The organism is Enterobacter sp. WCHEn045836 (assembly GCF_003965585.1).
Classification (GTDB): domain Bacteria; phylum Pseudomonadota; class Gammaproteobacteria; order Enterobacterales; family Enterobacteriaceae; genus Enterobacter; species Enterobacter dissolvens.
The window spans coordinates 203230-217372 of the sequence record NZ_RXPT01000004.1 but is presented as its reverse complement, the minus strand read 5'-3'; the positions used below and the strand labels follow the sequence as shown (position 1 = coordinate 217372).

The following is a 14143-nucleotide window of genomic DNA, read 5'->3' as shown; positions in this document are numbered from 1 at the left end:
CCCTGCCCCGCTTTCCGCCACACTAGGACGCAGAGAAACGCATTAAGGATCTAGCATGTCAGACCATGAAAACCTGCTGCTGAAGCTGCGCCAGGAGGCCTCCGGGTACAGCCCCACGCAAAAAAAACTGGGCGAGTTTGTGCTCAACGATCCTGCCCGGGTGCTCTACCTGACGATCACCGAACTGGCACGGGAGAGCCACACCAGTGAAGCCAGCGTGACGCGTCTTTGCCGGACGCTCGGTTGCAAAGGCTATAACGAATTCAAGATGGCACTGGCGCTGGATATCCAGCAGGGCCAGCCTGCACGCGCGGCCGGAGACGATATTGATAACGTGGTCGATGAGTCTGTTCAGGCGTTGCAGGACACCGCCAGGCTGCTCGACAGAGCGCTGCTGGAACAGGCCGCTCAGGCACTGCATCAGGCACACGCCGTGCAAATTTATGGCGTGGCGGCCAGCGCGATCCTCGGTGAGTATTTGCATTACAAGCTGATGCGGCTCGGCAAACCCGCGCAGCTGTTTAGCGATATGCATCGTGCTGCCATGAATGCGACAACGCTTTCTGCACAAACGCTGGTGGTCGCCATCTCCAGTTCCGGTTCAACGCGGGATTTGCTCCACGTCGTAAAACTTGCACGCAAACGCGGCGTTAAGGTGTTATCCCTCAGCAATACGCCCCGCAGCCCGCTGGCTTCGCTTAGCGATATACAGCTGGTTGCCGCAAAACCGGAAGGCCCCCTCAGCGCGGGTGCGCTCAATGCTAAAGTTGGCGTAATGTTACTGGTCGAGTTGCTTACCACTTCCCTGATTGCGATTGATGCTCACTACAGTGACGTTAGCCAGCAAACCGCGAGCGCAACCCTTCCCTTATTACTGTAAAACCCTGCGCAGGTTATTAAAAAATAGCCTGCGTCTGAGTGAGGTTGATTTTACTTAAGCACGCAGGGCGTTATTAATGATGAAGAATGATGGTGTAACAAATTATTTTATTTATTACATTTTGAATTAGCATGGAAACATGAAAAATAAACATTAAAATCATAATGTTAAAATAAATTTATTTTAAAATTGAATTTTATCCATTGGGGCAATGTCCAATATCTCCACCTGATTTCCTTACCTTAAAATAAGCTTAAGACGCCGTCAGCGTTGCCATTTTTCTATTTAAATGCCGTTTACTTTTCCCTGCCTACAATCCGCCTCATCAATCATTATGAGACGGAATAGATTAATATGTTATTTATTACAGGCGTAACTGGTTTTCTGGGCGGTGCGGTACTTGAAAAAATACTTACCAGCAATAGTTCAGTAAAATTACTGCTGCTTGCGCGCGCCAGTGACCCGCAACAGGGGCTGGAACGCGTGCGGGACAACATGCGTAAATTCAAGGTTGCAGAGGAGACGCTGGCCGCGTTGAGCGAGGAGAATATCCTTATCGGCGATCTCAGCCAGCCGGAGGGGTTCCTGAACGACCCGCGTCTGGAACAGGTGACGCATGTTCTTAACTGCGCAGCCGTCGCGTCATTTGGTAACAATCCCCTGATCTGGAAAGTGAATGTGGAGGGGACGCTGGCGCTCGCCAGACGCATGAATCAGGTTGCCGGTTTGCAGCGCTTTCTGCATGTGGGAACAGCCATGTCGTGCACGCCGGAGCAGGATTCGCTGGTCGCCGAAAGCGCGGAGTTCAGAGAGAACGCTGAGCATCTGGTGGAATACACGTATTCGAAATCCACCATTGAACAACTGATGCGCCAGCACTGCCCCGACCTGCCGCTGCTCATCGCCCGTCCGTCCATCGTGGTCGGCCATACCCGTCATGGCTGTACGCCGTCGAGCAGTATTTTCTGGGTCTTCAGCATGGGGCTGATGCTGCAAAAATTCATGTGTTCAATGGAAGACAAAATAGATGTTGTCCCGGTGGATTACTGCGCCGATGCGCTGCTGATGCTGCTTAACAGCGCTGCGCAGCCGGGAGAAGTGGTACATATTTCTGCCGGAGAAGAAAACAGCGTGCGCTTTGCGGATATCGATAATGCGATGGCACAGGCGCTGGAGAAAGCCCCGGTCGGTGATAAGTATGCCCAGGTAAGCTACGAAACGCTGGTCAGAATGCGCCGTGAGTTGAAGGATATTTTTGGCCCCTGCAATGAACGTCTGATGCTGAGAGCAATGCGCTTGTACGGGGCCTTTGCCACGCTGAATGTACGTTTCAGCAACGATAAGCTGCTCAGTATGGGCATGCCTAAACCGCCGCGTTTTACGGACTATATTGCCCGCTGCGTACAAACTACCCGGGGGCTAAGCATCCCGGAGCAAATGGCGGTTGATTTCAAATAACCAAAAAAAATGCCAGTCTTTCGACTGGCATTTTTATTTTAAGGCTTAAGCAATTATGCCTGGCCTTTGATCTCTTTACGACCGTTGTATGGTGCTTTTTCGCCCAGCGCTTCTTCGATACGAATCAGCTGGTTGTATTTAGCAACACGGTCAGAACGGCTCATAGAACCGGTTTTGATCTGGCCAGCAGCGGTACCAACAGCCAGGTCAGCGATGGTAGCGTCTTCAGTTTCGCCAGAACGGTGAGAGATAACAGCGGTGTAGCCAGCGTCTTTCGCCATTTTGATCGCTGCCAGAGTTTCGGTCAGAGAACCGATCTGGTTGAATTTGATCAGGATGGAGTTAACGATGCCTTTCTCGATGCCTTCTTTCAGGATCTTGGTGTTGGTTACGAACAGATCGTCACCAACCAGCTGGATTTTGTCGCCCAGTACTTTAGTCTGGTATGCGAAACCATCCCAGTCAGACTCGTCCAGACCGTCTTCGATAGAAACGATTGGGTACTGTTTGGTCAGGTCTTCCAGGAAGTGAGTGAACTCTTCAGAGGTGAACGCTTTGTTGCCTTCTCCAGCCAGAACGTATTTACCGTCTTTGTAGAATTCAGATGCTGCGCAGTCCATCGCCAGCGTGATGTCTTTGCCCAGCTCATAGCCAGCGGCTTTTACTGCTTCAGCGATAACAGCCAGTGCTTCTGCGTTAGAACCCAGGTTTGGCGCGTAGCCACCTTCGTCACCCACAGCCGTGTTCATACCTTTCGCTTTCAGCACTTTAGCCAGGTTGTGGAACACTTCAGAACCCATACGTACTGCTTCTTTCAGGGTTTTCGCGCCAACTGGCTGAATCATGAATTCCTGAATATCAACGTTGTTGTCTGCGTGCTCACCACCGTTGATGATGTTCATCATTGGTACAGGCATGGAGTATTTGCCTGGGGTGCCGTTCAGTTCAGCGATGTGCTCGAACAGTGGCATACCTTTCGCTGCCGCAGCGGCTTTGGCGTTCGCCAGGGAAACCGCCAGGATTGCGTTCGCACCGAAGTTAGATTTGTTTTCAGTACCGTCCAGATCGATCATGATCTTGTCGATGCCAGCCTGGTCTTTAGCGTCTTTGCCAATGATTGCCTGAGCAATAGGACCGTTTACAGCGCCAACAGCTTTCAGTACGCCTTTGCCCATGAAACGGGATTTGTCGCCATCGCGCAGTTCCAGCGCTTCGCGGGAACCAGTAGAAGCACCTGATGGAGCAGCTGCCATACCGACGAAACCACCTTCCAGATGAACTTCGGCTTCAACGGTCGGGTTACCACGGGAGTCGATGATTTCACGACCGATGACTTTAACGATTTTGGACATTAGATTTTCCTCAGTACAAGTTAAACTAAAACTCCAGACAAACAACGCGTACCGAGGGTACGCGTTGCCGTTCTAACTTTTTTACTTCGCCTGACGCTTCTGATACTCGCTGGCGGCTTTCACGAAACCTGCAAACAGCGGATGCCCGTCACGTGGCGTTGAAGTAAATTCCGGGTGGAATTGGCAGGCGACAAACCACGGGTGGTTTGGCACTTCGATGATCTCGACTAACTGATCATCCCCGGAGCGGCCCGCAACACGCAGACCCGCAGCTTCAATTTGTTTCAACAACATGTTGTTGACTTCATAGCGGTGACGATGACGCTCAGTGATGACCGGTTCGCCGTACAGCTTACGAACCACGCTATCGTCAGACAGCTGGCAGGCCTGTGCGCCAAGACGCATAGTGCCACCCAGATCGCTCTTCTCGGTACGGACTTCGACGTTACCGTCTTCGTCGCGCCATTCAGTGATAAGCGCCACTACAGGGTACTTACAGTCTGGCACAAATTCCGTAGAGTTCGCGTTTTCCATTCCCGCTACGTTGCGCGCAAATTCGATCAGCGCAACCTGCATACCCAGGCAGATGCCGAGGTATGGAATATTGTTTTCACGCGCATAGCGTGCAGTGGCGATCTTGCCTTCTACACCACGGTAGCCGAAGCCGCCAGGGATGAGAATCGCATCCAGATCTTTCAGAATTTCGACGCCACGTGTTTCAACATCCTGCGAATCAATCAGCTTGATGTTCACGGAGACGCGGTTCTTCAGACCACCGTGTTTCAGCGCTTCGATAACGGACTTATAGGCATCCGGCAGTTCGATGTACTTGCCGACCATACCGATAGTCACTTCACCTGCCGGATTGGCTTCTTCATAAATAACCTGTTCCCATTCAGACAGGTTAGCTTCCGGACAGTTCAAGCTGAATCGTTTACAAATATAATCGTCCAGGCCCTGTGATTTCAACAGGCCCGGGATTTTATAAATGGAATCGACATCTTTCATTGAAATAACGGCTTTTTCCGGCACGTTACAGAACAATGCAATTTTCGCACGTTCGTTCGCCGGAACCGCGCGATCGGAGCGGCAAACCAGAATGTCAGGCTGAATACCGATGGAGAGCAGCTCTTTCACGGAGTGCTGAGTCGGTTTGGTTTTCACTTCACCTGCGGCTGCCATGTAAGGCACCAGCGTCAGGTGCATGAACAGCGCGTGTTCACGACCGATATCAACCGCCAGCTGGCGAATCGCTTCCAGAAACGGCAGGGATTCGATATCACCCACGGTACCGCCGATTTCAACCAGCACCACGTCGTGGCCTTCGCCACCCGCAATGATGCGTTCTTTGATAGCGTTAGTGATGTGCGGGATAACCTGAACGGTCGCACCCAGATAATCACCACGGCGCTCTTTACGCAGAACGTCGGAGTAGATACGGCCAGTCGTGAAGTTGTTACGACGGGTCATTTTGGTACGAATGAAACGCTCGTAGTGGCCAAGATCCAGATCGGTTTCAGCGCCGTCTTCAGTAACGAACACTTCCCCGTGTTGGATTGGGCTCATGGTGCCCGGATCGACGTTGATGTACGGATCCAGTTTCATCATGGTCACATTGAGGCCACGGGCTTCAAGAATGGCTGCGAGGGAGGCTGCGGCAATGCCTTTACCCAGAGAGGATACGACCCCGCCGGTCACAAAAATATAGTTCGTTGTCATGCTGAACCTGAGAAGTTAGGGTGAAACGATGGAATAACCAGGACGGGAAAGTAGTATACCCGAACACGGCGAGCGCCACAAACTTTCATTCTCCGTCTCCATTCCAGGCCATGACAAACATAAGGAGTGAGAAAATAGCCCCTTTTGGGTAAATGTTTTTGACGCAAATCAAGCGCTTGTCATTTAAAAAATCACACAAATTGCGCTTGATCGCAAAATTCCGTTAGAGATCAGATTCCTGGCGTTTTACTTCCTGCCAGACTTCTTCCATCACATCGAGGTCAATTCCGGTCATTTCCAGGCCGCGCGAGGCCACAATGCGCTCGACTTCGCGAAAGCGTCGCTCGAACTTAAGGTTGGCTTTTTGCAGGGCCGTTTCCGCTTTTACACCCAGGTGGCGCGAAAGGTTGACGGTGGCAAACAGCAAATCGCCCACCTCTTCTTCAAGCTTTGCTTCATCCACCACGGCCTGCTGCGCTTCGTGCATCACTTCGTCAATTTCTTCGTGGACTTTATCCAGTACCGGACCAAGTGAGTGCCAGTCAAACCCCACTGCCGAGCAGCGTTTCTGGATCTTATGGGCACGCATCAGGGCGGGCAGGCTCAGCGGGATGTCATCCAGCGCAGAGTGCTGGGATTTCTCAGCCCGCTCAGCGCTTTTAATCTGCTCCCAGCGCGCCAGTACCTCCTCGCTGTTGCCCGCTGTGGCATCGCCAAAGATATGCGGGTGACGACGCTCAAGCTTGTCGCTAATGGCGGCGCAGATATCGTCAAAATTAAAGCGCCCCTCTTCCTGCGCCATCTGCGCGTAGAACACCACCTGGAACAGCAGGTCACCGAGTTCGCCGCGCAGGTCGTCGAAGTCCTCACGTGAAATGGCGTCCAGCACTTCGTAGGTCTCTTCGAGGGTGTACGGGGCGATGGTCGCGAAGGTCTGCTCTTTATCCCACGGGCAGCCGTTTTCCGGGTCGCGCAGGCGTTTCATGATGCCGAGCAGGCGGTCGATTTGAGTCATAGTACTGTCCTGATGAAAAAATGCCGGGTGGCGGCGTTGCCTTACCCGGCTTACAGAAGAGGATGTTTAACCGCCGTGGAGACGACGCGCGTCAATCACATCCGGGACCTGGTTCAGTTTGCCAAGCACGCGGCCCAGCACCTGCAGGTTGTAGATTTCGATGGTCATATCGATGGTGGCAAGCTGCTCGCGGGTATCGCTGCGGCTGGCGACGCCCAGCACGTTGACCTTCTCATTGGCAAGAATGGTCGTAATGTCGCGCAGCAGTCCACTGCGATCGTTGGCGGTGACGCGCACCACCAGCGAGTAGCCGGCAGAGTAGCTTTCACCCCAGACCGCTTCAACGATACGTTCCGGCGCATGCGACTGCAGCTCAGCGAGCTGGTCACAGTCGGAGCGGTGAATCGAAATCCCGCGCCCCTGGGTGATAAAGCCAACGATATCGTCGCCCGGGATAGGCTGGCAGCAACGGGCAATGTGGTGCATCAGATTGCCGACGCCTTCCACCACCACGCGGCCATTGTCTTTGCTGCGCTGCTGCGGGGCGTAGGTTTTCTGCTGCAGCTGTTTCAGCGCCGCCGCATCCTGCTCCGCCGCACTTGGCTTGTTGAACTGCGCCTGCAGGAAATTTACCATCTGGTTGAGACGAATATCGCCGCCGCCAATCGCCGCCAACAGCTCATCGAGCTCGTTAAAGTTGTAGCGCGGCAGCAGGAACTTCTCCGCCTCTTTCAGGCTGATGCCAATATGCTCCAGCTCATCATCCAGGATCTGGCGACCAGCAAGGATGTTCTTGTCACGATCCTGTTTACGGAACCAGGCGTGAATTTTGGAGCGTCCGCGGCTGGTGGTGACATACCCGAGGTTCGGGTTCAGCCAGTCGCGGCTCGGGTTTGGCTGCTTCTGGGTGATGATTTCGATCTGATCGCCCATCTGCAGCTGGTAGGTGAACGGTACAATGCGCCCGCCGATTTTCGCGCCAATGCAGCGGTGCCCGACATCGCTGTGGATGTGATAGGCAAAGTCGAGCGGCGTTGACCCGGCCGGCAGGTCAACCACGTCCCCTTTCGGGGTAAAGACGTACACCCGGTCGTCGAAGACCTGGCTGCGCACTTCGTCGAGCATCTCGCCGGAGTCGGCCATCTCTTCCTGCCACGCAATCAGCTTACGCAGCCAGGCAATGCGGTCTTCGTGACCGGTGCGCGCTCCGCCCGAGGTCCCCTCTTTGTATTTCCAGTGCGCGGCGACACCCAGCTCGGCGTCTTCGTGCATCTGTTTGGTACGGATCTGGATTTCAACCGTTTTGCCGCCGGGGCCCAGCACCACGGTATGAATAGACTGGTAGCCGTTAGGTTTCGGGTTGGCGACATAGTCATCGAACTCATCCGGCAGATGGCGGAAGTGCGTATGCACGATCCCCAGCGCGGCGTAGCAGTCCTGCAGACGCTCCGCCACAATACGCACGGCACGCACGTCAAACAGCTCGTCAAAGGCGAGGTGTTTCTTCTGCATTTTGCGCCAGATGCTATAGATATGCTTTGGCCGACCGTACACTTCGGCGCGGACGTTCTCTTCCTTCATCGACTGGCGCAACCCGCTGACAAATTCTTCAATATAGTGTTCGCGGTCGATACGGCGTTCATGCAGCAGTTTCGCAATGCGCTTATATTCCGCCGGGTGCAGGTAACGGAAGCAGTAGTCTTCCAGCTCCCATTTGAGCTGACCAATCCCTAAGCGGTTCGCCAGCGGCGCATAGATGTTAGTACACTCTTTGGCGGCGAGTACGCGTTCGTCTTCTGGCGCGTCCTTCACTTCACGCAGGTGAGCGATACGCTCGGCAAGCTTGATCACCACGCAGCGGAAATCATCCACCATGGCCAACAGCATGCGGCGAACGTTATCGACCTGTTCAGAGGAGACGGAATCGGTATGCGCCGCTTTGAGCTGACGAATGGCCGCCATATCGCGTACGCCGTGGATCAGCGCCACGACCGATTTTCCGACGCTTTCGCGCAGCACGTCTTCCGTGACGACGTCCGCATCGGCAAGCGGGAACAGAAGCGCGGCCTGCAGCGTTTCGATATCCATATTGAGCATGGATAAGATTTCGACCATCTCCACGCCGCGCCACAGCAGCAGTTCGGCGTCCGGATGCCCCAGCGTGGTGCGCTGACAATAGGCCCAGGTTTCGGTTAAGCGTTCACACGACTGCTGGCTGGAAATTCCCAGACTTGCGATCCATTTTTGAGGGTCAAACTCACCAGCTTTATTAAGATGTGCACTTCTTACCGCAACCATCGTCCTCTCCTTTAGGGACCAGGGCCTGTCGAAGTCGACAAGCCAAACAAATTAGATGTGCTCGAACAACACCATCGATTCCAGATGCCCAGTGTGCGGGAACATGTCCAGCATTGCCAGACGCTGAATCTGGTAACCCGCGCTGAGTAATGCCTCACTATCCCGGGCAAGCGTTGCCGGGTTACAGGAAACGTAGACCACGCGTTTCGGGGCGAGTTTAATTATATGCTGCATCACGCCCGGTGCGCCTGCGCGTGCAGGGTCGAGCAGAATTTTGTCAAAGCCCTGTTTCGCCCAGGGCTGCTGCGTGACATCTTCCTCCAGATTTTGATGAAAGAATGTCACATTTTGCAAGCCGTTCTGTTGCGCGTTCTCCTGGCCTTTCGCCACCAGCGCCTCGACGCCTTCCACCCCCACCACACTTGCCGCTTTACGGGCCAGCGGCAGCGTGAAATTGCCCATGCCGCAGAAGAGATCAAGCACGCGGTCAGTCGGCTGGACATCCAGCCACGTCAGCGCGGTTTCGATCATCTGCTGATTGACGCCGTCATTAACCTGGATGAAATCTCGCGGACTGAACGTTAAGCGTAGTCCGTTTGACGCATACCAGGGCGCTTCACCTGTAACCTGCTCCAGTATCTCGCTTTGTGGGGCGAGAAAAAGCGCCAGCTCGTGGGAATGCGAAAAGCGTTCCAGTTTTTCGCGGTCTTTTTTTGACAGTGGCGCGGTGTGGCGCAGCACCATCAGCGGACCATTGTTTGCCAGGACCAGTTCCACGTGACCGAGGTGGCGAACATTGTCCAGCCCGGACAGACATGCGTGCACCGCCGGGAGCAACGCCTCAAGACGGGGCACCAAAATGGGGCACTGCCTGATATCGACGATATCGCTGGAGCCCGCTTTGCGAAATCCCATCTCCAGCCGCTCGTTTTTGGGCTGATAGCTGAGACTCAGCCGCGCGCGACGACGATAGCCCCAGGGTTGGTCGTCAATGATGTCGTCAACGTCATGCCTGAGCAGGCGTGCCAGGGCGTGACTCTTACTTTTTTGCTGTAAAACTACGCTGGCATGTTGTTGCTGGCAGCCTCCGCAGACGCCAAAATGAGGGCACCGGGGCTCTGTGCGCTCCGGGCTGGTGGTCAGACGGCGCGATACTTTCCCGCGTGCGTACTGGCGTTTATCTTCCGTCAGCGTAATTTCTGCTCGTTCTGTGGGCAGCAAACCTGTTATAAACAGTGTCTTACCATTGTGGCGCGCCACTCCCTGACCAAAAGGATCAAGGTCCGTGGCTTCGACAGTAATGATCTGACGCGTCGTCACGCGTCGCTTTGCAGAGTAGAATTGCGCCATCGCCGGGAATTTTCTCAAATATACATAATTATCTTAATTGTCCCATAACGGAACGCCATGACCAACTACAGCCTGCGCGCGCGCATGATGATTTTGATCCTCGCCCCCACCGTTCTCATCGGTTTGCTGCTGAGTATCTTCTTCGTTGTGCACCGCTATAACGACCTGCAGCGACAGCTGGAAGATGCCGGAGCCAGCATCATCGAACCGCTGGCCGTGTCCAGCGAATACGGGATGAACCTGCAAAACCGCGAATCGATTGGTCAGTTAATCAGTGTGTTGCATCGCCGCCACTCGGATATTGTGCGTGCGATCTCCGTCTATGACGAGCATAACCGCCTGTTCGTCACCTCTAATTTTCATCTTGACCCGGCAGCATTAAAAATTCCTGACGGTACGCCATTCCCGCGCCACCTCACGGTGATGCGACGCGGCGATATTATGATCCTGCGCACGCCGATTATTTCGGAGAGTTATTCGCCGGATGAGTCCGCGCAATCCGACGCCAAGTCCAGCAGCAATATGCTCGGATATGTGGCGCTGGAGCTGGATCTCAAGTCGGTGCGGCTGCAGCAGTACAAAGAAATTTTTATCTCCGGCGTGATGATGCTGTTCTGTATCGGTATTGCGCTTATCTTTGGCTGGCGCCTGATGCGCGATGTGACCGGGCCCATCCGCAACATGGTCAACACCGTTGACCGCATCCGCAGGGGCCAGCTCGATAGCCGCGTGGAAGGGTTTATGCTGGGCGAGCTGGACATGCTGAAAAACGGCATTAACTCGATGGCGATGTCGCTGGCGGCCTATCACGAAGAGATGCAGCATAACGTGGATCAGGCCACCTCGGATCTGCGCGAAACGCTGGAGCAGATGGAGATCCAGAACGTCGAGCTGGATCTGGCGAAAAAGCGGGCCCAGGAAGCGGCGCGAATTAAATCGGAGTTCCTTGCCAATATGTCGCACGAGCTGCGTACGCCCCTCAATGGTGTGATTGGCTTTACCCGTCTGACGCTGAAAAGCGAGCTTAACCCCACCCAGCGCGATCACCTGCACACCATTGAACGCTCGGCCAACAATCTGCTGGCCATCATTAATGATGTGCTGGACTTCTCCAAGCTGGAAGCCGGCAAGCTGATTCTGGAGAGTATTCCGTTCCCGCTGCGCAGTACGCTTGATGAGGTGGTCACGCTGCTGGCGCACTCGTCGCATGACAAAGGGCTTGAGCTGACGCTGAACATTAAAAACGACGTGCCGGATAACGTCATCGGCGATCCGCTGCGCCTGCAGCAGGTCATCACCAATCTTGTCGGTAATGCCATCAAATTTACCGAAAGCGGCAATATCGACATTCTGGTGGAAAAACGCTCCATCAGTAATAACAAGGTCCAGATTGAAGTACAGATCCGCGATACCGGCATCGGCATTCCTGAGCGGGATCAATCCCGTCTGTTCCAGGCGTTTCGTCAGGCGGATGCGAGTATCTCAAGACGTCACGGTGGTACGGGCCTGGGCCTGGTTATCACGCAAAAACTGGTTAAAGAGATGGGCGGCGATATCTCTTTCCACAGCCAGCCAAACCGGGGGTCGACGTTCTGGTTCCATATCAACCTGGATCTCAACCCAAACGTGCTGACGGACGGTCCGGTGACGGATTGCCTGAAAGGCAAGCGCCTCGCTTACGTGGAGCCGAACGCCGCGGCAGCCCAGTGCACGCTGGATATCTTAAGCTCCACGCCGCTGGAGGTGGTCTACAGCCCGACCTTCTCTGCATTGACCGTTGAGCATTACGACATCCTGCTGATGGGGATCCCAGTGACGTTTACCGGCGAACTCACGATGCAGCAGGAACGGCTGGCGAAAGCCGCGTCGATGACCGATTACCTGCTGCTGGCGCTGCCGTGCCATGCCCAGATCAATGCCGAAGAGTTGAAAAATGACGGGGCGGCTGCCTGTCTGCTTAAACCCCTCACCGCCACACGTCTGCTACCCGCACTGACGGCATATTGCCGTCTGAATCAACATGCCGTGGCGCTGGAGAATGATGAACAGAGGCTGCCGATGAGCGTCATGGCGGTGGATGATAACCCGGCAAACCTGAAGCTGATTGGCGTGCTGCTTGAGGATCAGGTCCAGCATGTTGAGCTGTGCACCAACGGTGCTGAGGCGGTTGAACAGGCTAAACAGATGCAGTTCGATTTAATCCTGATGGATATCCAGATGCCCGGGATGGATGGCATTCGCGCCTGCGAGTTAATCCGTCAGCTTCCTCATCAGCAGCAAACGCCTGTCATTGCCGTGACAGCGCACGCCATGGCCGGTCAGAAAGAGAAGCTGCTCAGCGCCGGAATGAACGATTATCTGGCGAAACCTATCGACGAAGAGAAACTGCATAACCTGCTGTTGCGCTACAAACCGGGACATATCGGCGGAACGTACACCTTATCAGCCGAGCCGGTTGAGATAAGTGTGAATCAGAACGCCACCTTCGACTGGCAGCTGGCGTTACGCCAGGCGGCGGGTAAGCCCGATTTAGCCCGTGAAATGCTCCAGATGCTGGTCGCATTCCTGCCGGAAATTCGTAATAAGGTTGAAGAACAGCTGGTGGGTGAAAACCCGGAGGATCTGCTGGAGGCTATCCATAAGCTGCACGGTAGCTGCGGTTACAGCGGCGTGCCACGGCTCAAAAATCTCTGCCAGCTGCTGGAACAGCAGCTACGCGCAGGGACTTCAGAATCTGAACTGGAACCGGAGTTCCTGGAATTGCTGGATGAGATGGATAACGTAACGCGGGAAGCGATGAAAGTGTTAGGAAACTGAGGTATAAGCCCGGTTGCGCTACGCTTACCGGGCCTGCACCCTCACCCCGCCCGTCTCCCACAGGGAGAGGGAGAACTACATCCCCTGCCCGACTTTCAGCACCGCCGCGATATTCCTTGCGGTCATCCTGACGTTCTCGCTGGCATTTTCCAGCGCATCTTCCAGCGAGCAGATGGTGTAAATCACGCTAAACACCGCATCAATACCATGATCGTGTACCACGCCAACGTCCGCCGTCAGGCTACCTGCAATGCCGATGACGGGTTTGTTAAAGCGTTTCGCTACTTTCGCCACGCCCACCGGGACTTTACCGTGGATCGTCTGGCTGTCGATGCGACCTTCTCCCGTGATCACCAAATCCGCATCGGCCACCTGGTCGGCCAGGTGTAGCGCATCGGTCACGATCTCAATGCCCTGGCGCAACTGCGCGCCGCAAAAAGCGTACAGCGCGGCCCCCATGCCACCCGCCGCGCCGCCGCCAGCAAGGTTCAGCACATTGATATCCAGATCCCGGGCAATCACTCTCGCATACTGTGCAAGCGCGTTGTCCAGGGTAACGATCATCTCGGAGGTAGCCCCCTTTTGCGGACCAAATACGGCTGACGCACCATCCTTTCCGGTGAGCGGATTCGTCACATCACACGCGACTTCTATCCGGCACTCCGCCAGACGTTTGTCCAGCCCGCCAAGGTCGATACGGGCAAGTTTCCCCAGCTCGCTCCCGCCCTGTCCAAGGGGTTGTCCACTGGCATCCAGCAGTTTTGCCCCCAGCGCCTGCACCATGCCCGCACCGCCGTCGTTGGTCGCGCTGCCGCCAATGCCAATAATGATGTGTTTAACCCCGGCATCCAGCGCATGGCGGATCAGTTCTCCGGTTCCCCAGGAGGTGGTTTTCAGAGGATTGCGTTGCGAAGGGACGACCAGTTCCAGGCCGCTTGCGGCCGCCATTTCAATAAATGCGCTCTGCTCATCACCGGATAGCCCATAAAATCCTTCCACACGCTCGCCCAACGGGCCGGTCACCGGGACATGCACGATTCGCCCTTGTGTTGCGGCGACCATGGCTTCTACGGTCCCCTCCCCACCATCCGCGACCGGTAGTTTGACGTAAGTCGCCTCGGGAAAGATCTCGCGAAAACCACGCTCTATGGCCGTCGCGACCTCAAGTGCACTCAAACTTTCCTTATACGAGTCCGGTGCGATAACAATTTTCATAAGCCATCCTTACGCAAATTCACTACTTTAAGCATACAC

General features: G+C 54.9%; 9 protein-coding genes. 3 read left to right on the top strand and 6 right to left on the bottom strand.

Annotation, left to right across the window (positions count from 1 at the left end; genetic code table 11):
* Window positions 1-55 precede the first annotated feature (55 nt).
* On the top strand, window positions 56-880 hold the full coding sequence (locus EKN38_RS07175) for a MurR/RpiR family transcriptional regulator (RefSeq protein WP_126521850.1): 825 nt from the start codon (window positions 56-58) through the stop codon (window positions 878-880).
* Window positions 881-1228: 348 nt separating this feature from the next.
* Entirely contained in the window at window positions 1229-2338 is a 1110-nt protein-coding gene (locus tag EKN38_RS07170; RefSeq protein ID WP_043951689.1) for an SDR family oxidoreductase, read from the top strand.
* A gap of 53 nt (window positions 2339-2391) precedes the next feature.
* Here the strand turns inward: EKN38_RS07170 and eno are convergent, their stop codons facing one another.
* The 5 genes from eno to rlmD all read right to left on the bottom strand — a co-directional run bounded on the left by eno (window position 2392) and on the right by rlmD (window position 10072).
* A complete protein-coding gene (gene eno, locus EKN38_RS07165; protein ID WP_013098515.1) occupies window positions 2392-3690 on the bottom strand; it encodes a phosphopyruvate hydratase in 1299 nt (432 codons plus the stop codon).
* Window positions 3691-3771: 81 nt separating this feature from the next.
* Window positions 3772-5409, bottom strand: a complete 1638-nt coding sequence (gene pyrG / locus EKN38_RS07160) for a glutamine hydrolyzing CTP synthase (RefSeq protein ID WP_013098516.1) — start codon at window positions 5407-5409, stop codon at window positions 3772-3774.
* A 223-nt stretch (window positions 5410-5632) separates the two neighbouring features.
* On the bottom strand, window positions 5633-6424 hold the full coding sequence (gene mazG, locus EKN38_RS07155) for a nucleoside triphosphate pyrophosphohydrolase (protein ID WP_014833093.1): 792 nt from the start codon (window positions 6422-6424) through the stop codon (window positions 5633-5635).
* A gap of 66 nt (window positions 6425-6490) precedes the next feature.
* Window positions 6491-8722, bottom strand: a complete 2232-nt coding sequence (gene relA, locus EKN38_RS07150; protein WP_013098518.1) for a GTP diphosphokinase — start codon at window positions 8720-8722, stop codon at window positions 6491-6493.
* Window positions 8723-8773: 51 nt separating this feature from the next.
* On the bottom strand, window positions 8774-10072 hold the full coding sequence (gene rlmD / locus EKN38_RS07145) for a 23S rRNA (uracil(1939)-C(5))-methyltransferase RlmD (RefSeq protein WP_014833094.1): 1299 nt from the start codon (window positions 10070-10072) through the stop codon (window positions 8774-8776).
* Window positions 10073-10129: 57 nt separating this feature from the next.
* Here rlmD and barA point away from each other — a divergent pair, with 57 nt between their 5' ends.
* Window positions 10130-12889 (top strand): two-component sensor histidine kinase BarA, encoded by a 2760-nt coding sequence (gene barA, locus EKN38_RS07140; RefSeq protein WP_063426807.1) that lies wholly within the window; start codon window positions 10130-10132, stop codon window positions 12887-12889.
* A gap of 75 nt (window positions 12890-12964) precedes the next feature.
* Here the strand turns inward: barA and EKN38_RS07135 are convergent, their stop codons facing one another.
* Window positions 12965-14104 (bottom strand): glycerate kinase, encoded by a 1140-nt coding sequence (locus tag EKN38_RS07135; protein ID WP_014833096.1) that lies wholly within the window; start codon window positions 14102-14104, stop codon window positions 12965-12967.
* Window positions 14105-14143: the final 39 nt, after the last annotated feature.